20 protein-coding genes, 1 pseudogene and 1 riboswitch are annotated in these 21,173 nt (G+C 48.9%); of the genes and pseudogenes, 2 read left to right on the plus strand and 19 right to left on the minus strand.

Annotated elements, in window-relative coordinates:
- Nucleotides 1-363: 363 nt before the first annotated feature.
- From QMA13_RS32605 to QMA13_RS32615, 3 genes and pseudogenes are all read right to left on the minus strand, one after another.
- Nucleotides 364-789: a hypothetical protein gene (locus QMA13_RS32605; RefSeq protein ID WP_282937789.1), complete on the minus strand. Its 426-nt coding sequence runs from the start codon at nt 787-789 to the stop codon at nt 364-366.
- Between the two features lie 107 nt (nt 790-896).
- Nucleotides 897-1,289 (minus strand): lamin tail domain-containing protein, encoded by a 393-nt coding sequence (locus QMA13_RS32610; RefSeq protein ID WP_282943668.1) that lies wholly within the window; start codon nt 1,287-1,289, stop codon nt 897-899.
- A pseudogene (locus QMA13_RS32615) lies at nt 1,278-1,916 on the minus strand (DUF2278 family protein); the annotation flags it as partial. The gene QMA13_RS32610 and the pseudogene QMA13_RS32615, both read right to left, overlap by 12 nt.
- A gap of 212 nt (nt 1,917-2,128) precedes the next feature.
- Here QMA13_RS32615 and QMA13_RS32620 point away from each other — a divergent pair.
- The gene (locus tag QMA13_RS32620) at nt 2,129-3,001 is read left to right on the plus strand and encodes a D-alanyl-D-alanine carboxypeptidase family protein (protein ID WP_282937790.1); all 873 of its coding nucleotides are present in this window, start codon (nt 2,129-2,131) and stop codon (nt 2,999-3,001) included.
- Nucleotides 3,002-3,083: 82 nt separating this feature from the next.
- Here the strand turns inward: QMA13_RS32620 and map are convergent, their stop codons facing one another.
- Nucleotides 3,084-3,830 carry a type I methionyl aminopeptidase gene (map, locus tag QMA13_RS32625; protein ID WP_282937791.1) on the minus strand — a complete coding sequence of 249 codons (747 nt, stop codon included), beginning with the start codon at nt 3,828-3,830 and terminating at the stop codon, nt 3,084-3,086.
- Between the two features lie 156 nt (nt 3,831-3,986).
- On the opposite strand from map, the gene QMA13_RS32630 reads away from it, so the two are divergent.
- Entirely contained in the window at nt 3,987-4,118 is a 132-nt protein-coding gene (locus QMA13_RS32630; protein WP_282937792.1) for a hypothetical protein, read from the plus strand.
- A gap of 56 nt (nt 4,119-4,174) precedes the next feature.
- Here the strand turns inward: QMA13_RS32630 and purD are convergent, their stop codons facing one another.
- The 15 genes from purD to QMA13_RS32705 all read right to left on the minus strand — a co-directional run bounded on the left by purD (nt 4,175) and on the right by QMA13_RS32705 (nt 20,985).
- Nucleotides 4,175-5,434 (minus strand): phosphoribosylamine--glycine ligase, encoded by a 1,260-nt coding sequence (purD, locus tag QMA13_RS32635; RefSeq protein WP_282937793.1) that lies wholly within the window; start codon nt 5,432-5,434, stop codon nt 4,175-4,177.
- Between the two features lie 15 nt (nt 5,435-5,449).
- Nucleotides 5,450-6,181 carry an IMP cyclohydrolase gene (locus QMA13_RS32640; RefSeq protein WP_282937794.1) on the minus strand — a complete coding sequence of 244 codons (732 nt, stop codon included), beginning with the start codon at nt 6,179-6,181 and terminating at the stop codon, nt 5,450-5,452.
- Nucleotides 6,182-6,211: 30 nt separating this feature from the next.
- Nucleotides 6,212-7,399 carry a phosphoribosylaminoimidazolecarboxamide formyltransferase gene (locus QMA13_RS32645; RefSeq protein ID WP_282937795.1) on the minus strand — a complete coding sequence of 396 codons (1,188 nt, stop codon included), beginning with the start codon at nt 7,397-7,399 and terminating at the stop codon, nt 6,212-6,214.
- On the minus strand, nt 7,396-8,025 hold the full coding sequence (gene purN / locus QMA13_RS32650) for a phosphoribosylglycinamide formyltransferase (protein ID WP_282937796.1): 630 nt from the start codon (nt 8,023-8,025) through the stop codon (nt 7,396-7,398). Before purN ends, QMA13_RS32645 begins: the two co-directional genes overlap by 4 nt.
- Nucleotides 8,022-9,062 carry a phosphoribosylformylglycinamidine cyclo-ligase gene (purM, locus tag QMA13_RS32655; protein WP_282937797.1) on the minus strand — a complete coding sequence of 347 codons (1,041 nt, stop codon included), beginning with the start codon at nt 9,060-9,062 and terminating at the stop codon, nt 8,022-8,024. The genes purN and purM overlap by 4 nt, the downstream gene beginning before the upstream one ends.
- Nucleotides 9,063-9,682: 620 nt before the next feature.
- Complete coding sequence (purF, locus tag QMA13_RS32660) at nt 9,683-11,167, minus strand: amidophosphoribosyltransferase (protein ID WP_282937798.1); 1,485 nt, start codon at nt 11,165-11,167, stop codon at nt 9,683-9,685.
- Nucleotides 11,152-13,395, minus strand: coding sequence for a phosphoribosylformylglycinamidine synthase subunit PurL (gene purL / locus QMA13_RS32665; protein WP_282937799.1), 2,244 nt, complete (start codon nt 13,393-13,395; stop codon nt 11,152-11,154). Before purL ends, purF begins: the two co-directional genes overlap by 16 nt.
- Nucleotides 13,373-14,068 carry a phosphoribosylformylglycinamidine synthase subunit PurQ gene (purQ, locus tag QMA13_RS32670; protein ID WP_282937800.1) on the minus strand — a complete coding sequence of 232 codons (696 nt, stop codon included), beginning with the start codon at nt 14,066-14,068 and terminating at the stop codon, nt 13,373-13,375. The genes purL and purQ overlap by 23 nt, the downstream gene beginning before the upstream one ends.
- Nucleotides 14,069-14,140: 72 nt before the next feature.
- Nucleotides 14,141-14,383, minus strand: a complete 243-nt coding sequence (gene purS / locus QMA13_RS32675) for a phosphoribosylformylglycinamidine synthase subunit PurS (RefSeq protein WP_079914022.1) — start codon at nt 14,381-14,383, stop codon at nt 14,141-14,143.
- Nucleotides 14,384-14,459: 76 nt separating this feature from the next.
- Entirely contained in the window at nt 14,460-15,344 is an 885-nt protein-coding gene (locus QMA13_RS32680) for a phosphoribosylaminoimidazolesuccinocarboxamide synthase (protein ID WP_282937801.1), read from the minus strand.
- A 26-nt stretch (nt 15,345-15,370) separates the two neighbouring features.
- A complete protein-coding gene (gene purB / locus QMA13_RS32685) occupies nt 15,371-16,666 on the minus strand; it encodes an adenylosuccinate lyase (RefSeq protein WP_282937802.1) in 1,296 nt (431 codons plus the stop codon).
- A 17-nt stretch (nt 16,667-16,683) separates the two neighbouring features.
- Entirely contained in the window at nt 16,684-17,883 is a 1,200-nt protein-coding gene (purK, locus tag QMA13_RS32690) for a 5-(carboxyamino)imidazole ribonucleotide synthase (RefSeq protein ID WP_282937803.1), read from the minus strand.
- Complete coding sequence (purE, locus tag QMA13_RS32695) at nt 17,880-18,365, minus strand: 5-(carboxyamino)imidazole ribonucleotide mutase (protein ID WP_282937804.1); 486 nt, start codon at nt 18,363-18,365, stop codon at nt 17,880-17,882. The genes purK and purE overlap by 4 nt, the downstream gene beginning before the upstream one ends.
- Before the next feature lie 160 nt (nt 18,366-18,525).
- Nucleotides 18,526-18,627, minus strand: a riboswitch (purine riboswitch).
- Between the two features lie 137 nt (nt 18,628-18,764).
- Nucleotides 18,765-19,436: a DUF6483 family protein gene (locus tag QMA13_RS32700; protein ID WP_282937805.1), complete on the minus strand. Its 672-nt coding sequence runs from the start codon at nt 19,434-19,436 to the stop codon at nt 18,765-18,767.
- 343 nt (nt 19,437-19,779) lie between these two features.
- Nucleotides 19,780-20,985 (minus strand): Gfo/Idh/MocA family protein, encoded by a 1,206-nt coding sequence (locus tag QMA13_RS32705; RefSeq protein ID WP_282937806.1) that lies wholly within the window; start codon nt 20,983-20,985, stop codon nt 19,780-19,782.
- Between the last annotated feature and the right edge of the window lie 188 nt (nt 20,986-21,173).

Genomic DNA, 21,173 nt, shown 5'->3' on the forward strand with positions numbered 1-21,173 from the left:
CGCTCGGTATTCATGAATGTCACTCTTTTCATATGACAAATGTCATGTTGGATATCGGCTGTGTTCTCAGTTGCTTAAAAGACCCTTCATAAACCCATCCGTTGCTTGGGAGGGAAGGGGTATGGGGTTCCAACCGCTGTTGAAATCGTATGATTGGAATTATTGCTTTAGCGGTATTCATACGATTTCAAAGGCGGCCGCTATCGCTTCTCCACCCCATACCCCTTCCCTCTCGTGTTCTACAAACAGTTGGCCCAAACTTTTCAAAACATTACAAAGCTATAACACAAATACCCCCATCCTTTGATGGAGGTAAACATTTTAACAAGCCGATCTCTAGTAAAACAAGGTGATGGTACTTGATCACTTGCTATCTTTTAATTCCGTAATAGTAAAAGTGCCGGAACTGTTAATAATCGTATTGACACTCAACCAAGTGACTCCTACTTGAATAGGAGTATTTAACGGAAGACTCAGATCCTGAATCATAATTTTTTCATTAGGTTCAAGCTTGGAGACTACCATTTTGGCATCGGGTCTGATCGTGCTGCCCGACATCTTCTCCTTCGTATCCACTCTGTACACTACGACGACATTACTTACCGCTTGTTCGCCTGTATACTGCACTTCGATAGCATACTGCCAAGACATTTCCGGAGAGCGGTTTGTTGGCAGCAGGGCCAGCTTCCATTGATCCAGATGCTGTGGATTGGTTAGCTCCGTCTTGACCGCAGAAGGCTCCAAAACCTTACCGCTTTTATCAGCACTGGAACATGCCGTAAGCATCATTAGACAAACAAATAGACAAAGCCTTTTCATTTCAGTCTTCACCTCTTTTGGTTAGACGCTTTGACACCTGAAATAGTTTCCATTATTACGCAATACATTGATTCCTATCAAAACCGAATCGTCCACCCGCTGCGGACTTGGCTTCTCGTATACGAAACCCCGTGGACCTTCAAACCGTTTGTATCAAGCAATGTAATGATGTCGCCCCGCTGGCGCAGATAATCGGAATAACCAGGAAGAGTTAACGGTACGGTCAAGTACTGCCCCGGCTCTATAGTGCCTTTTAAAGGGTACTTCCGTTTGAATTTGTTGGCTAAAGACCAGCCTGTTAAATCCATGGTTCGATCCGTTACATTCAATAAAGTAACCGATTCATAAGCTGTCGGTGCTGCGGGCTTAACTATAGCTCCTACAATAAATATCGCATGCTCCGTATGCAGCTCCCTTTCTTGCGTTCCTGAAGGGGCTTGTCGGCCTAGATGGATAGGATGGCCCGTCAAGTCATTGGTATGCCAAGATTGAGACTGAAAAGCCAAAAATATCGCTATCCAGCGGTTGCTGGATGGAAAATGCAGCAGCAGGCCCCCATCCTGATAGACCCCATTATCCTTGGTGCGTACCCCACCGTTCCCTTGATTCATATGAATGTCATGAAGACCGTTCCCAGGAATAAAACCAAAAATGCTATCAGCCTGCTTAGGCTCGGGTCCCCACACATCACCATATGCGTAAAGAACCGCATCATCGCACTCCATCGCCAGTTTCATATACATATCGAGCTTGCCGTTCAAATCGTTATCATGTCCCGGCACTTCAAACGCCAGTGGAACCATGCTGCGCCGATCAAACAAATTGCCGCGAATATAATCCAGAGCCATGCCCCCGGGCTTGCTATCCAAGTAGGTAAACCCAAACGGCAGCCCTGGCAAATCGCCGGTTACCTCATGCTCAAAATGCTCATCCGTATAGTATAGCAGCTCCGAAGGAGATAGCTGCGACTTCACGTTGATCGCAATCCGGTAATGGATTCCTCCCGACTCGGCGTGCAGCTGGTAATGCGGGTTTTCCCGCATACCCTGCCGACGTCCAATGACTTTACATTTCAGGACTCCATAATGGATTGTCATGTTAGTAGCTCCCTCCCAGTCCATTTCTCTGCTAATAGATTTAATCAAATAAGGGAGCAAGTCAATAGCTTGTTCTCAATTTCCTCAAGCAAGCTTGTAACTTTTGATCGTTTACACCAGTCTATAGTATGATGAGAAAGCTACAACTAACGGACCCCTAGTTACATAGAAGCGCCCCTTAGTTAAACCCACTAACGGAGGAATTAGAATTCATGAACAAATCGTCACTTACCGCTTTACTGCTAGCTTCATCCCTCGCTTTATTCACAGGCTGTGAGGGCTCCAAGAATGATCCGTCCGCTAAACCTGCAGACACCGCTGCCCCAGCGCAAAATAACGTTTCTACAACCACCCCTAATGGGAACTCCACAAGCACCCCGGGAAGCGTAGCTACCTCACCAGGCACAACTTCTCCAGCTCCAGCCACTACCCCAACGGGAAGCGCCAGCAATACCGGTAAAACGACCGATCCAGGCAAAGGCGCAGCCAATCAGGTGGTAGCTGAGCCGGAAAGCATCTCTGTGCTGGTGAACAAGCAATTCGCCCTGCCGGAGAAATACGAACCGTCTGATCTCGTATATCCTGATGTGCCGTTTACGTTCAAAGAAAAAATTGAAAAGCGCAAAATGCGTAAAGAGGCTGCGGCTGCCCTTGAGAAGCTTTTTGCAGGCGCCAAAAAGGACGGCATCTATTTGGCAGGTGTATCTGCCTATCGGTCCCACGCTACGCAAAAAACAGTTTTTAACAACTATGTAAAAACCGACGGCGAAGAAAAAGCAAAAACCTATAGCGCAGTTCCGGGTCACAGTGAACATGAGACAGGCTTAGCCATTGATGTCTCAGGAAGCGACGGTAAATGTGCCGCTCAGGATTGCTTCGGAGGAACGAAGGAAGCGGAATGGCTGGCAAAGCATTCGGCGGAATACGGCTTTATTATCCGTTATTTAAAGGGTAAGGAATCTATTACAGGCTATCAATATGAGCCTTGGCATATTCGTTATGTAGGAACACAAATGGCCAAAGAAATAGCCTCCAAGGGGATCACATTAGAAGAGTACTTAAACGCCGTGCCAGCAACCAAATAACTGCTGCAGCGCCAGGTTAAACAAAAGCTCCGAAGCCGCCAAAATAGCGACTTCGGAGCTTTTGATTTTTCCAGCCGTATTCTTATTGTTGGGTAAGTATAATCGGACCTTCAGCTGTAATGGCGATCGTATGCTCATATTGCGCCGATAAGCTTCCGTCGACCGTTCTGGCTGTCCATCCGTCCGCATCGATCTTTGCTTTGTAACCGCCGATATTTAACATAGGCTCAATGGTAATAACCATGCCTACTTTCAATCTTGGCCCTTTACCTGCTGGTCCGTAATGCGGAACCTGAGGTTCTTCGTGCATTTTTTGACCGATGGCGTGACCGACGAATTGACGCACTACCGATAATCCTTCGGCTTCGGCATATACCTGAATGGCATGGGAAATATCCCCGATACGGTTTCCGTCGAGCGCCTGCTCTATGCCTTTGTACAGCGCAGCTTCCGTTACCTTAAGCAGTCTATCCGCCTCCGGCGAAACATTGCCAACTCTGTAAGACCAAGCCGAATCCGCCAGCCAGCCGTTCAAATTAACGACCATATCGATGGTGACAATGTCGCCATCTTGAAACGGATTCTCGTTAGGAAACCCGTGGCAAATAACATCGTTAACTGAAGCGCAAGTTGCAAAAGGGTACCCGCTGTATCCTTTTTGTTCCGGGGTAGCACCGTGCTCGGCCAGAAACTTTTCTACAAACCGGTCAATGTCCATTCCCGAAACACCCGGACGAATCATATTGGCAATTTCCCTGTGGCAAGCCGCAAGAATTTTTCCTGCTTCATGCATGAATTGTATTTCTTCTTTCGTTTTTATAACAACCATTGCGTTCACTCCTAGCTTTCCTGTAATCCTTGATCATCCTTTTAGTATAACAGTTTTTAGGGTAAAAGATGATGAATGACCCGTGAACATTTTTAAATGGAATCTTCCATGCAACTTAGGGGACCTTAAGAAGAAAACATCGGGAGGGTGTGCGCCATGAATGCCATTTCATACTTTTTGCACCATTACGCGTTATCTATTGTTCTTCTTCTAGGAATTATCGCCGCCATATTCTTCGTGTACAAAAATTGGGACAAAATCATCATCAAAGGCAGCGGTCGAAAATAAACCTAAAAAAAACAATGCCTTAGGAAAGGAAATTCCCTTGGCATTGTTTATGATCACTATACAAGCGCTTTTTTAGCGATGTCGGTACGGTAATGCTTGCCTTGGAACCGGATACGATCGGCATCGGCATAAGCCTTGGCGCGAGCCTCAGCAATATCTTTGCCAAGCGCCGTAACCCCAAGCACACGTCCCCCGTTGGTTACGATCTGTCCGTCTTTCAATGCAGTTCCTGCATGGAATACGAAGGAATCCTGAACATCGCTCAAGCCTTCGATAGGAAGTCCCTTAGGGTAAGAACCTGGATAGCCCTCAGAAGCGAGTATAACACATACAGCAGCCTCATCAGACCATTGAATATCCATCTGCTCCAAGTGACCGTTAACAGCAGCAACGAAAATATCCAGCAAATCCGTTTTTAAACGAGGCAGCACAACCTGAGTCTCCGGATCGCCAAAACGAGCGTTAAACTCAATTGTTTTAGGCCCCTGTGGGGTGATCATAAGACCGGCAAACAGCACGCCGCGGAACGGACGTCCTTCGCTGACCATCGCAGCCGCCGTCGGCTTGATAATTGTTTCGATAGCTTCATCGATAACCGATTGAGGAATATGCGGCAAAGGTGTGTAAGTGCCCATACCTCCTGTGTTCGGACCTTTATCATTGTCGTAGACAGCTTTATGGTCTTGCGCAGGCACCATCGGGCGAACGACATGGCCGTCAACAAAGGAAAGAATGGACATCTCCTGTCCAGTCAGGAATTCCTCAATAACAACCTGATTACCGGAATCGCCGAAAATTTTGGTTACCATGATGTCGTGAAGCGCTTTTTCTGCTTCTTCCATCGATTGCGCTACGATAACGCCTTTTCCTGCAGCCAAGCCGTCGGCTTTAATGACCGTAGGGATCGTTTGCTTCCGCAAATAGCTCAGAGCAGCTTCATAATCATCGAACGATTCGTATGCAGCTGTCGGGATATTATATTTTTTAAACAAATCCTTGGAAAATACTTTACTCGACTCCAGAATTGCCGCATTTTGGCGTGGACCAAATACCGGAATTTTTTTCGCTTCCAAGTGATCGACAATGCCCTCAGACAATGGATCATCCGGTCCGATTACAACAAGATCAATCGCATTGTCGATGGCGAATTCGCCAATCTCTTCGAATTGATTCACTTGAATAGGAACACACTCTGCTACTCCAGCAATGCCTCCATTACCCGGTGCGCAATACAGCTCCTGCACCTTAGGGCTTTTTTTCAACGCCCAGCAAATGGCATGCTCACGGCCTCCGCCGCCAACGACTAATACACGCACGGTTTCTGCTCCCCCTTAATCTTTGTTCACTACGAGCAGCTCGGTAGCGCCGCTTTCGATGTCGATCGTTTTGACAAGCAGGGAGATCTTGTTCTCGTCGTTCAGCGCTTTCCAATAAAGGTCAGCAATTTCACGAATGTTATTCGTCAAAGGAACGAGCGCAGGCTCTCCTTGGAATGATGGAAGTGGATTGCCGTCTCCTTGATACGTATGAATGCAGTGACCATAGCCAGGAATCGCTTTTTCGTACGTATACGTATGGCGAAGCGTTTGATCCTCTACATTTCCGTTAGATTTTAGAATGGACAGCTTGTATGCGAATTGTCCGTCCTTATGATCAACAAGTCCGCTAATGCGCGGCGTGAAGTTAGGAGCATCCGGCTCGTACGTACGAGTTGCCAGTGCGGATTCAAAGGAGCCGCCGGATTGCAGTGCGTCATAGATCGTATCCGTTTGGTCACCGTTAGTCACGATATGAGCTCCGTTCGCATGTCTTACCGGATAATAAATGATAAGCGAAGGATCCGTCAGCTTGGCAGGATCTTTCGCTTCCGTACGAACAAATCCATTATCCTCTTGAATAAATACACGATTACGGCTGTTCTCGCTGCGTCCCATAATCCAATACACCTGAACTAAGCGAGTACCGTCCGGCGTCGCGCCGATAACGATACCGCGTCCAGGATACGCATTGCTGCTTAATGCATTAATATATTGATCCGCTTGAGCGGCTCTAGTCGTTGTCACGATGAAATCCTCCCCTGAACTGCGTCGATTTTAGTGGTGGAACAGGCGTACGCCGGAATAGCACATGACCATGCTGTAATCGTTAGCAGCTTTGACCACTTCTTCATCACGCATGGAGCTGCCTGCTTGGACAACGTATTTCACGCCGCTGCGGCTGGCACGGTCAAGATTGTCACGGAAAGGTAAGAAAGCGTCAGAGCCGTAGGATACGCCTTGAAGCTTGCTCAGCCATTCACGCTTCTCTTCACGGGACAAGCGAGCAGGAACTTCGTCGAAGCAAGCTTCCCAAGCTGCCTGCTCCACAGGAGTCAGTTCTTCTTCAAGCCACAGGTCGATGGCATTATTTTGCTCCGCTCGGGAGAGGCCTTGGCGGAAATTCATGTTCAATGCTTGCGGATGCTGACGCAGGAACCAACGGTCTGCTTTGTCTCCGGCAAGACGGGTACAGTGAATACGGGATTGCTGTCCTGCACCGATACCGATGGTTTGTCCATCCAATGTGTAGCAGATGGAGTTGGATTGCGTATATTTCAATGTAACTAACGCGATCAAAAGATCTCTTCTGGCATTGTCAGGAAGATCTTTATTTTCCGTTACGATTTTATCCAATGCGGATGCATCGATAATGCCATTATTGCGCTCTTGCTGCATCGTCAAACCGAACAAGGTACGAGTTTCTACCGGATTTGGCAGATACTCAGGATCGATTTGCAGAATCAAATAGCCGCCGTTTTTCTTCGCTTTGAGGATCTCAAGAGCTTCATCCGTATAACCGGGAGCAACAACCAAGTCAGACACTTCTCGCTTCAACAATTGGGCAGTAGATGCATCTACTACGTCGCTGAGTGCAGCCGCATCGCCGAACGAGGACATTCTGTCAGCACCACGAGCACGAGCATACGCCGTTGCCAATGGAGAAAGCTCCAAGCCTTCAACGAAGTAGGCTTTTTTCAGGTTATCTGTCAACGGTGCCGCTACTGCCGCTCCTGCCGGGCTAACATGCTTGAAGGAAGCAGCCGCAGGAAGGCCGGTAGCTTGACGCAGCTCACGTGCAAGCTGGAAGCTGTTCAAAGCGTCCAACAGATTAATAAAGCCTGGATCTCCGTTTAATACTTTGATCGGAAGCTCTCCGTCGCTGTACAGTTTTGCTTGTTTTTGATGCGGATTCATTCCGTATCGCAATTCCAGTACTTTCGTCCCGCTAGTCGTCTGGCTCATGATTTAATCCCATCCTTCAGTTTAAGGTTAGTGATATGTTTTAAATCGATATGTCCTGAAGCTATATGTTGAATGACCTCTGGAAGCAGCTCGTGCTCCATAGGATGAATCCGATGGCTGAGCGTCTCCTCCGTATCGTCCGGTCGAATATCGAACGCACGCTGGGCTAGGATAGGTCCGCTGTCCAGTCCGCCGTCTACCAAATGCACAGTGATGCCCGTAATCTTCACGCCGTGCTCAAGTGCCTGTCGAACCGCATTGAGTCCAGGGAACGAAGGCAACAGAGACGGATGAATATTAATCATCCGGCCCCAATAAGCATCGACCAGTACATGAGTCACAATGCGCATATAACCAGCCAGTACAACCAGATCTACTTGTTTATTCTTGAGAAGCTCCAAAATTTCCTGCTCATAGGCTTCGCGAGACGGGTATTCCTTCGGCCGAAACGTATGCACCGGCACTCCGGCTTTCTGCGCACGCTGTACGACCTGGGCCTGCGGCCGGTCGCAAACCAATAGCTCGATGCGAACATCGAGCTTGCCTGCATGAACCGCATCCGCGATTGCCTGAAAATTCGACCCGCTTCCGGACGCGAATACGGCTATGCGAATGGGTTTAATCATACTTCCGCTCCGGTAAACGTTACGACGCGTTCCCCTGCGGTCACTCTGCCGAGCGTATATACTTTTTCTCCGTGCTGTTCAAAAATAGCAGACGCTTCCGCCGCTTGCGCTTCGGATACGACAATCACCATACCGATACCCATGTTAAAGGTACGGAACATATCATTGTTGCTGATACCGCCATCCTGCTGCATCAATTGGAAGATCGGCAAAATCGGCCAGGAGCCGTAATCGATCTCTACATTCACGTCAGCCGGAAGCATACGTGGAATATTCTCGATGAAACCGCCGCCTGTAATGTGAGCCAAGCCTTTAAGCTGCACTTTCTCCAGCGCCGCCAAAACGGATTTTACGTAAATTTTCGTAGGCTCAAGTACAACATCGCCCAGCTTGCCGCCTAATGCATCGATATGATCATGCAGGCTGTAGCCTTTTTCTTCAAGCAAAAGCTTACGTACCAAAGAAAAGCCGTTGCTGTGTACGCCGCTGGAACCCAAGCCTAATACTACGTCACCAGGACGAATAGTAGAGCCGTCGATGATTTTCTTCTTGTCTACGATCCCTACGGTAAAGCCAGCGATATCGTACTCGCCTTCGGAGTACATACCCGGCATTTCAGCCGTTTCTCCGCCGATCAATGCGCAACCGGATTGCACACAGCCATCGCTGATCCCTTTGATGATCGCTTCGATTTTCTCAGGAATGACCTTATCACATGCCAAGTAGTCCAGGAAAAAGAGCGGCTCTGCGCCTTGAACCACGATATCGTTCACGCACATAGCTACAGCATCGATGCCGATTGTATCATGCTTATCCATAGCAAAAGCAATTTTCAATTTCGTGCCTACACCGTCTGTGCCGGAAACAAGCACCGGTTCTTCGTATTTATCTTTATTTAAGCCAAACAACGCGCCAAAGCCGCCCAAATCCGTCAAAACTTCTGGACGGAACGTCGTTTTTACGTGTTTCTTCATTCGTTCTACCGCTTCGTTGCCTGCCGCGATATCGACACCGGCCTTTTTATATGCATCCGACACTTGGTTTCACTCCCTATGGGGCCGAGGTTTGGTTTGAGTGGAAGCAGAACCCCTTTGATGGCTCAGCAGGATGCCTCGGCTGCGGTCCATGTGCTGCCTCCGGCCGCTGTTGAATGAGTGTGAGGAGCCAGGTGATAACAGATCGCTTACGCGAGCGGATCATTCCTCCGATCCCTGTTGTCCCCGAATTTCTTGATATGATACCGTGTTTAACGGTTGAAATTCGGGGACAAAGGGGAACGCTGCGCTTCTCCAGAACGATTCCGCTCTCTCCGCTATTTATCACCGTAACAACTGCACACTCATTCAAAAGCTGTTTTTCCAGCAGACACATGGACCTTCGCCTCGGCGGCTGAGCCACGCTCGCTTCCAACGCATCCCAAACTCGGCTGCGTTTATTTACTATTTAATGGCGGAGTCGGCACTGTCCTCCTCCGCCTCTACCTTCTTCTAGCATTTTGAAGCTTGTAAGACTTCACAAGCTTTAATCAAAAACTTAAACCATAAACACTTAAATCCTAAACCTTAAACCTTAAACCCTAAACCTTAAACCATAAACCTCAGGCATCGCAAGCTCGCCTTATTACGACGATTTGATCCTAATCGTCGTTTGAAAAAGATTAATCGCACCCGCAGCCGATAGAAGACTCCTCGGTGACCCGAGTTGGGTAGCTGTTATCGAAACAGGCTGTGCAATGGCCGCGGTTCAGCTCGACATTAGGCCGGCCGATAGAGGCAAGGAGGCCGTCTTTGCTTAAGAAGTGAAGCGAATCCGCGTTGATGGCTTGGCGAATTTCTTCGATTGATTTCTGTGCAGCAATTAATTCCTTACGGTCCGGCGTATCGATGCCGTAGAAGCAAGGATTTTTGAAAGGAGGTGAGCTGATGCGAACATGCACCTCAGTAGCACCCGCTTCACGAAGCAGGTTTACGATGCGAAGGGAAGTCGTGCCGCGTACGATAGAGTCGTCGATCATGACGACGCGCTTGCCAGCCACGATGCTGCGCACGGCGCTCAGCTTCATCTTCACGCCCTGCTCGCGCAGCTCTTGGCTCGGCTGGATGAACGTCCGGCCCGTGTATCGGTTCTTGATGAGCCCAAGCTCATAAGGGATACCGGTTTGCTCGGCATAGCCGATAGCTGCCGAGATACTAGAGTCCGGTACGCCGGTTACGATATCGGCGTCTACGAACGATTCTAGCGCAAGCTGGCGGCCCATCCGCTTACGCGCGGAATGGATATTAATCGCGTCGATGTCGCTGTCCGGACGCGCGAAGTAAATATACTCCATCGCGCAGATGGCGCGCTGCTTAATCGGAGAGAAACGGTCTTCGGTCAGTCCGTTTTTCCCATCCAGAATGAGCAGCTCACCTGGTTCTACGTCACGATAATAGGTTCCACCAACGGCATCAAACGCACAGGTTTCTGAAGCAAACAAATATCCTGTTCCCAAACGTCCCATGACAAATGGACGCAAACCATGCGGATCGCGTGCCGCAATGATTTTATCCTTCGTCTGAAACAAGAAAGCGTAAGCTCCTTCGACACGAAGGAGCGCTTCTTTCACGGCCAGCACGATATCATCATGTTTGGAACGAGCGATCAAGTGAGCGATAACTTCCGTATCGCTTGTTGTTTGGAAGATCGAGCCTTGGCTTTCGAGCTCGGCTTTAATATCCCCGGCATTATGCAGGTTCCCGTTGGTAGCGATAGCCAAGTCGCCTCCACGGTATTTGAACACCAGCGGCTGAGCGTTCGCGAGCTTGCTCTCTCCGGCCGTTGAATAACGAACGTGAGCAATAGCTGACGAGCCTATCATCGTGCTGAGGTTATCGTTATTGAAAACTTCCTTCACCAAGCCCATACCGCGATGGTAATGAAAATCGGTTCCATTAGCCACGCAAATACCGGCGCTTTCCTGACCACGGTGCTGCAGAGCATGCAGACCGTAGTAGGAAAGGTTAGCGGCTTCGGAGTGACCATACACTCCGAATACGCCGCATTCCTCACGAAGCTTGTCAAACAGCCCGTCATGGCTGTTGATTCCATCATTATAGAAACGTCCTGTCCATAGCTGCTGCGGCTGCATTACTTCATCAGACATGGAATCGCATCCTTCCAAACCTTTTCTAGTTGTGCGACAGGTGATTGGATGACTGGTTTAGCATTCACTTGGATTTGCAGTTCTTGCCCTTGAACTTGACCTAGCTCTTGATATGGAACGCCTTGCTCGGCAATCCATTGCTTCAAGGATTCAGCTTGCTCTGGCGATGCGCTTAACAAAATACGGGACTGGCTTTCACTGAACAACGCAATATCGTTGCGCAATTCAGTAGAGAAATTCACTTTGGCGCCAAGACGTCCGCTGATGCAGCTTTCGGCCAAAGCAACAGCCAAACCGCCGTCGGACAAGTCATGCGCAGAAGCGACAAGACCTTTTTGAATAGCACCCAATACGGTGTTCAACAGCTTTTTCTCAACATCCAGATCAAGCTGCGGAGGGCGTCCTTCCGTTACGCCGTGAATCACATATTGGAACTCACTACCGCCCAATTCGGCTTTCGTGTCGCCGAGCAAGATGATGATGTCGCCTTCTTTTTTGAAAGCTTGCGTAGTGATGTGATCTGTATCATGAACAAGACCGACCATGCCGACAACCGGCGTTGGATAGATCGCGCCTTTTGCATTTTCGTTGTATAAGCTTACGTTACCGCCGATAACCGGAGTTTCGAGCTTGCGGCAAGCTTCCGCCATACCATCAGCCGCTTTTTCCAGCTGCCAGAAAATTTCCGGCTTCTCAGGGCTTCCGAAGTTCAAGTTGTCCGTGATAGCCAGTGGCTCAGCACCGGAGCATACGTTATTACGCGCGCCTTCGGCAACCGCGATCATACCGCCCACTTCCGGATCGAGGTATACATAACGGCTGTTGCAGTCCGTGGACATCGATAATGCTTTGCGGGAGCCTTGAATCGTAACTACCGCTGCGTCCGAACCCGGACGAACCGCTGTGCTGGTACGAACCATGTAATCGTATTGATTGTAAACCCACTCTTTGCTTGCAACCGTTGGGGAAGCAAGTACTTTAGACAATGCATCGTTCAAATCGTTCACTTCTGCATAGCCGTTCGTATCGATTGAACCATTTTCAATATAATAAGCAGGCACTTGAGAAGGCTTGTTGTAAACCGGGCACTCATCGACAAGCGCCGTTACCGGCATATCGCCTACGAGTTCACCTTTGTGGAACAGCTTCAGGCGGCCGTCATTGGATACTTTACCGACTTTCGCGCAGTGCAGACCCCAACGCTCGAAGATCGCTTTGGCTTGAGCTTCATGCTTAGGCTCTACTACGAACAGCATACGCTCTTGGGACTCGGACAGCATCATTTCATATGGCGTCATGCCATCTTCACGTTGAGGCACTTCATCCAGGTACAGCTCCATACCGTTACCCGCTTTACTTGCCATCTCCGCGCTGGAGCAGGTTAAGCCTGCGGCGCCCATGTCTTGAATACCAAGAACAATACCGGAGTTGATCAAATCCAGACAAGCTTCAAGAACTAGCTTCTCCATGAACGGATCGCCTACTTGTACAGCCGGACGCTTCGCTTCGGATTCAGCGGTCAATTCCTCGGAAGCGAATGTTGCTCCGTGGATTCCGTCGCGTCCTGTTGCAGGACCTACGTAGAACACTGGGTTTCCTACACCTTTAGCTACGCCTTTTTGAATCATATCATGGTCGATGATCCCTACGCACATAGCGTTGACAAGCGGGTTGCCTTCATAGCTTTCGTCGAACATGACTTCGCCGCCGACAGTAGGAATACCGATACAGTTACCGTAGCCAGCAATACCGGAAACGACATGCTCGAACAAATATTTAACGCGCTCATTCTCAAGGCGACCGAAGCGCAAGCTGTTCAGCAAGGCCACCGGACGTGCGCCCATGGAGAAAATGTCGCGGATAATACCGCCCACACCTGTTGCAGCGCCTTGGAAAGGCTCGATAGCGGATGGATGGTTATGGCTTTCAATTTTGAATACAACAGCTTGATTGTCGCCGATATCCACGATACCTGCGCCTTCGCCGGGACCCATCAAAACACGAGGGCCAGTAACCGGGAACTTGCGAAGCACCGGCTTGGAATTTTTATAAGAACAGTGCTCGGACCACATGACGCTGAATACGCCGATTTCTACGTAGTTCGGTTGACGACCCAAGAAACCGCAGATTTTATCGAATTCAGCATCGGTAACGCCCATCTGCTTGTAAATTTTTTGCTCTGCAATCTGTTGTGCAGTTGGCTCCTTAGCCGATAGTTGCTGCGCCATGTTTTTCCCTCCAAGTACTCAAGATCGATGTGAACATCCGTTTACCGTCAGCGGAACCAAGAAGCTCATGCACAGCGCGTTCCGGATGCGGCATCATGCCAAGCACGTTGCCATTTTTGTTGCAAATACCTGCGATATCTTCCACGGAGCCGTTAGGGTTTGTACCTGCCTCGTAACGGAACACGATTTGATTGTTAGCTTTGAGTTCAGCCAGTGTTGCATCATCGCAATAGTAGTTGCCTTCGCCGTGAGCGATAGGAATGTTGATGAGTTCGCCTTGCTTATACTCCGAAGTAAAAGGGGTCGTTGTGTTCTCCACCTGCAGCATAGCCGCGTGGCAGCGGAATTTAAGCGATTCATTACGAAGCATTGCGCCTGGAAGCAAGCCAGATTCGAGCAATATTTGGAATCCGTTGCAAATGCCGATAATATATTTGCCTTGCTCCGCCGCCTGAACTAGCGCATTCATTACAGGAGCAAACCGGGCAATAGCGCCGCAGCGCAAGTAGTCTCCGTAAGAGAAGCCTCCTGGAACGATAATACAGTCATATTGGGATAAATCCGTTTCGGTATGCCAAACGTAGCTAACAGGCTGGCCGATCGTATTTTCTACTGCTTTATAGCAGTCAATGTCACAATTGGAACCAGGAAACACCAGTACAGCGAAATTCATCACTTGCTCCTCCTTCACTTAGGTCGATGTCTGTCTATTTGTAAAATCCTATCCGGATATTGCTGTCGTTGATTAAACCAATTCGTAACGGTAATCTTCAATAACGGTGTTGGCGAGAAGCTTCTCACACATTGCTTTTACACGTTCTTCAGCTACTGCACGGTCGCTAGTGCCAAGCTCCAGCTCCAAATATTTACCTACGCGCACTTTACCTACTTCATCAAAACCCATGGAATGCAGAGCGCCTTGTACCGCAACCCCTTGCGGATCGAGTACGCTTTGTTTGATCGTCACATAAACCGTTGCTTTTAACATTAGGGTGAATCCTCCTCTGGAGAGATATTATTAATTGAGCTTTATATTAAACCTTGCAAAATGTAAATGACGTGAACTATTTTACTAACCGGTCGTAAATCGCTCTGTACCGGCGGGAAGTCTCTTCGACTACATCGGCTGGCAGTGGAGCCGGCTCGCTGTTTTTATCCCAGTCTGTACTGGAAAGATAAGTCCGTACTGGTTCTTTATCCATACTATCGATTTCGATATCGTAAGCGAAGTTTTCCTTCGCCCAGAAACGAGAGGAATCCGGGGTGAAAATTTCATCAATCAGAATAATTTCCCCGTCAATAAGACCAAATTCAAATTTCGTATCCGCCAAAATAATGCCGCGCTCTTCACAGAACTGACGAGCGAATTCGTAAAGCATAATGCTCTTCGCTTCCAGCTTCTCTGTCAGCTCAGCTCCGACAAGCTCTTTCATCCGTTCGATGGAGATATCCTCGTCATGACCGACATCATTCTTTGCCGCAGGTGTGAAGATCGGCTTCGGAAAGCGTTCGTTTTTGCGCAGGCCAGCGGGCAGCTTATGTCCGTTAATCTCGCCTGTTTTCTCATATTGACGCCATCCGCCACCGGTGATGTAGCCGCGTACGACGCATTCAATATCGATTCGTTCTGCCTTCTTCGTGACCATAAAGCGATCCTTCATGATGTCTTGGTCAGTTACGATATCGCCCAGCTTCTCGACATCACCATGCACCACATGATTCGGCATGATGTTCTTCGTTTGCTCAAACCAGAACTTGCTCAAGCTGTTCAGCACGTTGCCTTTATCGGGAACAGCTGGAGACAGCACCCAGTCAAAGGCGGAGATGCGATCGGTTACAGCGATCAAAAAATGCTCTCCCAAATCGTACAGCTCGCGAACCTTGCCTTTGTAAAGCAAAGGTGCTTTGACGTATTCCTCAGCACTCGATATAGCTTTTGTTGAGCCCATGATGGATTGGTCCTCCCCAGAGTATATTAATGTAAACCTAAACGTTTGAAAATCGTATCTACATGTTTCAAATGCCAGCTAGGATTGAAGCAATCTTCAATATCTTCGAGGCTTAATTGCTCCCGAATCGCAGGTGTATTCTCGATGATCTCACGGAACGAGCGCTGCTCTTCCCAAGCTTGCATGGCTCTAGGCTGTACCGTGTCGTAGGCTTGCTCTCGACTGAAGCCTTTGTCGATCAATTTCGTCATAACGCGACCGGAAAATGGAACGCCATAAGTGCTTTGCATGTTGCGTTTCATATTTTCAGGGAACACAGTCAAGTTTTTCACAATGTTGCCAAAGCGGTTCAGCATGTAGTTCAACAGCGTCGTCGCATCCGGCAGGATAATCCGCTCTACGGAGGAATGCGAGATGTCGCGTTCATGCCAAAGCGTTACGTTCTCGTAAGCGGAGATCATATGTCCGCGAATCACGCGGGACAAGCCGGAGATACTCTCACAACCAATAGGGTTGCGTTTGTGTGGCATGGCCGAGGAGCCTTTTTGCCCTTTGGCGAATGGCTCTTCCACTTCGCGGAATTCGCTCTTTTGCAGCGCGCGAATTTCTGTAGCGAATTTATCAAGTGATGTAGCAATTAGCGCCAAGGTAGCCATGTATTCCGCGTGACGATCACGCTGTAAGGTTTGTGTAGAAATCGGAGCTGGATTGGTGCCGAGCTTATCACATACGTAACCTTCTACGAATGGATCGATGTTAGCGTATGTGCCCACAGCGCCCGAGATTTTACCGTACTGTACACCATCAGCCGCAAAACGAAAACGCTCTAGGTTCCGTTTCATTTCCTCATACCAGAGAGCCATTTTCAAGCCGAAGGTTGTAGGCTCTGCGTGCACGCCGTGCGTCCGTCCCATCATCGGAGTGTCTTTATACTGAATCGCTTTATTTTTTAAAATATCAATAAAGTTCACAATATCTTTTTCCAAGATTTCATTCGCTTGTCTCAATAGATAGCCTAGCGCCGTATCTACTACGTCCGTCGAAGTCAGTCCATAATGAACCCATTTGCGCTCTGGGCCGACTTTTTCCGATACCGCTCGAGTAAAAGCAATTACATCATGACGGGTTTCCTGCTCGATTTCATAAATGCGGTCGATATCGAAGGTTGCGTTTTTGCGAAGCTCCTTCACATCCTCTTTGGGAATAACCCCAAGCTCCGCCCATGCTTCACAGGAAAGCAGCTCTACCTCAAGCCATGCGTTAAACTTGTTTTCTTCCGTCCAAATCTTGGCCATCTCCGGTCTTGAATAACGCTCGATCAACTTTTTCCGCCTCCGCTTCAATCTGCTATTGATTCGTTAGTTTTCCATATGTTTGAAGCCTCTATCCACTGCAGTGCCTTATCGACCGAATCCGCCAGCACGTTAACATGTCCCATTTTGCGGTTATGCTTCGCTTCATGCTTGCCGTACAAATGGACCTTGGCCGTAACACCGTCCAATTGCTCCGATTCAGGCTGAACGACCCAATCCAGAAGCGGCTCTACATGCTGTCCGAGAATGTTGCCCATCACAACCGGGGTCAACAGCTCCGTCGAACCGAGCGGCAAATTGCAAATCGCCCGTACATGCTGCTCGAATTGCGACGTTGCGCATGCTTCCATCGTGTAGTGACCGGAATTATGAGGACGTGGAGCTAGCTCATTTACGAACAGCTGACCGTCCTTGGTCAAGAACATTTCTACGGCTATCAGACCGATAACGTCCATCGATTCAGCGATGCGTACAGCCAACCTTTCCGCTTCCTGCTGAATGCTTTCGCTCGTTCGGGCAGGCACAATAGATAGATGCAATATATTGTTAATATGAATGTTTTCCGCAGCAGGAAATGCTTTCACTTCTCCGCGGGGACTTCTCGCTGCAATAACGGATATTTCCTTTTCGAAATGGATAAACTGTTCCAACACCAGCTCCGTTTTCGCTTTGCTGAGAGTATAGTACGCTTCCTTCACTTCATCCAAGGAACGAATAACCCATTGTCCTTTACCGTCATAGCCTCCAGTCGCTGTCTTCAGCACGCAAGGCGTACCGAATTGTTCGACCGATTCTCGCAGCTGCTCTGCGCTTGTAATCTCTGCATAAGGCGCTACCTGCACACCAGCCGCTTCGATCGCGCGCTTCTCTCGCAAACGGTGCTGCGTCGTATAGAGCAGCCGGCTTCCTTGAGGCACATAGGATTGAGCCATCAAAAGCTCCGTCACGTCGGCATCCACATTCTCAAATTCATAAGTGATGACATCGGACTGCTCCGCTAATGCTTTGGCGGCCTCGATATCGTCGTATGATGCCACGATTTGCTGATCGGCCACCTGCCCGCAAGGAGCGTCGGAAGTCGGGTCCAGTGTGACGAAACGGTATCCCATCGCACGTCCGGACAATGCGAGCATTCGGCCTAATTGGCCTCCGCCCAACACGCCGATCGTACCACCGGGACGAATAACCTGATTCGCATCGGTATGGCTGTTAGCAGCTTGACTCATTCCAGCACGCTGCTTTCTATCACCGATTGGCGAATCCGCTCACGACGGTCACGTACTTTCTGCTGCAGCTCGGGATCAAAGGCTCCAAGAATTTGCGCAGCCAGTAAGCCCGCATTGGTTGCGCCTGCATGACCGATGGCTACTGTTGCAACTGGAATTCCTCCTGGCATCTGTACGATGGAGAGCAGCGAATCCATTCCGTTCAGCGTGGACGTTTTCACAGGCACGCCAATAACCGGCAGTTCCGTTTTTGCGGCGACCATGCCGGGCAAATGAGCGGCTCCACCCGCTCCAGCGATAATGACCTTTAACCCGCGCTCTGCGGCTGATGCCGCATACTCGAACATCAAATCCGGCGTACGATGAGCCGATACAACTTGCTTCTCGTAAGAAACCCCTAGCTCTTCCAACATGTCGCATGCATGCTTCATGGTTTCCCAATCCGACTTGCTTCCCATTATCACTCCAACAAGAGCAGACATTTCCAACCTCCGTGATATGCGCTTTTTTTGGCATTTGCAGTCTAAATAAGTTCCTAATAAACACAAAACGTCCGACAGTTAACATGCATAGGCATGCTATCCGCAGGACGACGAGTATTGCTCAAGCGCAAGCTAAGGCCAAGCGCCTCTGCGCCGACCTTCATTATTTACGCTTACTCGTAGTCCAAAAATTCATGGTTTTTGGGTAGATACTTCCGGGCCATATCCCCGACATTATACGAGAAACTGTGACATTTTCAGCTAAAAATCATGTTCTGATAACATCTTTAGTTTACCAGTGATGAAAGCCTCATGTCAACAAAAAAAGGCGAACATTATGTGAAATAAAACTAGTTAAAGTTCGCATTTCAATTGCTATTTCCCGTACATTCACACTGGTTAGTTCGTAGATTGCTTCTTTTTTATCAGTACGTGATAACTTTCTTGGATTTCCTCGGTACTTAAATTGCCCTTCTCAATGTCTTCAGGGGACAATTTGATCCATCGCTCTACCATAGCTATTCCTTGCTCTATCGCGGTAGTATTTCCCGGATCGTCGTCCAGCATGAAAAACAGCATGTCCTCCGCCTTGGACAACTGCCCAGCAGTATCGTGATATTCAATCAGCACCTCCATCATAAAGGGGGTCATCCGAATGTTCTGCGCCTTGGGCAGCACTGCGGCAATTCGCTCATCAACGTCTGTCATCCCGTGCTCCGCATCCTCCATTCGGCGAATGTTGAGCAGAAGCTCTAATGCTTTAACCAGGCAGGTCGAGGCTTCCTCCTCCTGCTCCGCATCGTTGAGCACATCCCCCTCCGCAACGAGCATATCGCTCAGGAGAAGCCCTTTGCCGGCATCGAAATGGCCGTTTGTTGAGAGCAGCGTGATGATATCTTTAACGGACAGAGCCCGGACCATCTTCGAGTTGAGACCTAGCAGCTGCTTCATCGCTTGCGTCAGCAGCTCCATCGCTTCGGCAAACCTGCGGTTCTGCCTTTGGAACATGACTTGTCCCATGGATACGGTAAACTGCTCGATCATCCTCATTAGGTAATCTCTGCGATACATCGCGATCCCCTCCTATGTCTTGTGCGCGATATAGATTTACTTCTATTGTACTGTATGACGATGCTTATTGGAAAAGTGATGGCGGATGGGAAAAAGAAAAAACCTAGCGATATTTGCGCTAGGCCTCGATTTATTATATTGTAGCCGAACGTTTGTGCAAGGGAGGGAAGTGGTTGCGGGATTCCGACCGCTGTTGAAGTCGTGTTCCTTGAATAATAGGCTTGCAGCTGTTGGAACACGAGCTTCAAAGGCGGACGCTATCGCTTCTCCACCCCGCAACCATTCCCTCTTCTGTTCTACCCTACTGCTTACTTCGACTTCTTTTACCGCAAGTATTATCTACTCATCCTACATAAGAACGGTAGTTTCCTAGCTCCGTCAAAGTACCCTTCGCAGCCCACTCATAGCCAAGCTCGGAAGGCAGCGCCCAGCGGTGATAGCTATCCAGCAGCGATTCCTTCAGACCCTCCACCCAAGTGAATTTCTCCTCTTCATCGCGCCGGATCAAAGCTTCAGGGAAAGGTCGAATAGCCGGCATGGAATCCAGCATTCCATTCGTGCATAATACTTCGGCATAGGCTGCCTCCAAGCCGCAAGGAATAAGTGAATCGCCTGAAGCAACAGCCTTGATGCAGATTCTCAGCTTACTAGCTTTTTGAGCTTCATAAACTTTCCTTGTTCCATCTGCAAAAACAGCCTCGATACGATTCTCATTATGACCGAATGTAAACGTAATCGTCGCCTTTTCAAACTCATAGCAAAAAGATGGGCCAAAGTTATGACTCACCGCATGCGTAGCGTAGAACAACGCCTCCACACCGCCTTCGCCTTGAACACGAACGGCGCATGTATCGAAGTTTTCAATAGGGTTTGCTCTGTACAGCTCTGCCTCAACGCTTTGCAGACGCAGGCTTTCATCCGTTTTCGAGCCGAGGATATAAAACATATTGTGCAAGTAATGTGATGTTGCGTTATGGGCGACGCTATCCAGGATCCAATCGCCCTGATCGCTTTTTTTGCGGCCCTTCCAGCCGCTGGAAAAGTAAGTGTCCGTCCGTTTCCACAGTACAATCGTTTTGAGACGCTTCGGCTTGCCAAAGCATCCTGACATTATATCCTGCTTCAGCTGCTGAATTTGAGGGGTGAACGACCAATCGAAGCCTATGGCAACGAATTTCCCTGATTGGTCACGCGCCTCCATCATTCGGCGTACCTCCTGCACTGTCGCGGCAATAGGTTTCTCACACAGAACGTTGCTTCCATTAGCCAATGCAAGGCAAGTCTGATCGCAATGAAATTGAATCGGCGTACTAATGACGGCCAAATCCGCCTTGTTGACTGCGTAAAACTGATCCAGCGTCGTATAAAACGGAACGTTCAAATCCTGAAGCGCCTGATAATGGTTGCTCTTTTCCGGACTCACATCGACAACCCCCACAATAACGGGACGTACATCGCCTTCACTATAAGCATGAAGCAGCTGATTGACATGGGTATTCCCATAACCGCCGATGCCTACCAGTACAATCGATACTTGTTTTGCACTCATTTCCTCACCTCAGATTAGAAGTTCATTTCAGCCTGCATCAGCAGGCTTGGCAAGCTTCATTCTACACCCGTCCAAGAGGGACGTCTTATAAAGAATGGAATTGGATTCTCACTTTTGGAACCGCTATCTTTTTTAAGCTTAGCCGCGTATTGCTATTGCTGAGGAATTTCGTTATATTAAACATGTAA

Source organism: Paenibacillus sp. RC67 (assembly GCF_030020805.1).
In the GTDB taxonomy this organism is placed as follows: domain Bacteria; phylum Bacillota; class Bacilli; order Paenibacillales; family NBRC-103111; genus Paenibacillus_S.

Excerpts from the sequence above, each read along its gene's own strand:
- QMA13_RS32605 (WP_282937789.1), bottom strand. The coding sequence starts at position 789 with ATGATGCTTACGGCATGTTCCAGTGCTGATAAAAGCGGTAAGGTTTTG.
- QMA13_RS32620 (WP_282937790.1), top strand. The coding sequence starts at position 2,129 with ATGAACAAATCGTCACTTACCGCTTTACTGCTAGCTTCATCCCTCGCT.
- map (WP_282937791.1), bottom strand. The coding sequence starts at position 3,830 with ATGGTTGTTATAAAAACGAAAGAAGAAATACAATTCATGCATGAAGCA.
- QMA13_RS32630 (WP_282937792.1), top strand. The coding sequence starts at position 3,987 with ATGAATGCCATTTCATACTTTTTGCACCATTACGCGTTATCTATTGTT.
- QMA13_RS32645 (WP_282937795.1), bottom strand. The coding sequence starts at position 7,399 with ATGAGCCAGACGACTAGCGGGACGAAAGTACTGGAATTGCGATACGGA.
- purN (WP_282937796.1), bottom strand. The coding sequence starts at position 8,025 with ATGATTAAACCCATTCGCATAGCCGTATTCGCGTCCGGAAGCGGGTCG.
- purF (WP_282937798.1), bottom strand. The coding sequence starts at position 11,167 with ATGTCTGATGAAGTAATGCAGCCGCAGCAGCTATGGACAGGACGTTTC.
- purL (WP_282937799.1), bottom strand. The coding sequence starts at position 13,395 with ATGGCGCAGCAACTATCGGCTAAGGAGCCAACTGCACAACAGATTGCA.
- purQ (WP_282937800.1), bottom strand. The coding sequence starts at position 14,068 with ATGAATTTCGCTGTACTGGTGTTTCCTGGTTCCAATTGTGACATTGAC.
- purS (WP_079914022.1), bottom strand. The coding sequence starts at position 14,383 with ATGTTAAAAGCAACGGTTTATGTGACGATCAAACAAAGCGTACTCGAT.
- QMA13_RS32680 (WP_282937801.1), bottom strand. The coding sequence starts at position 15,344 with ATGGGCTCAACAAAAGCTATATCGAGTGCTGAGGAATACGTCAAAGCA.
- purK (WP_282937803.1), bottom strand. The coding sequence starts at position 17,883 with ATGAGTCAAGCTGCTAACAGCCATACCGATGCGAATCAGGTTATTCGT.
- purE (WP_282937804.1), bottom strand. The coding sequence starts at position 18,365 with ATGTCTGCTCTTGTTGGAGTGATAATGGGAAGCAAGTCGGATTGGGAA.
- QMA13_RS32700 (WP_282937805.1), bottom strand. The coding sequence starts at position 19,436 with ATGTATCGCAGAGATTACCTAATGAGGATGATCGAGCAGTTTACCGTA.
- QMA13_RS32705 (WP_282937806.1), bottom strand. The coding sequence starts at position 20,985 with ATGAGTGCAAAACAAGTATCGATTGTACTGGTAGGCATCGGCGGTTAT.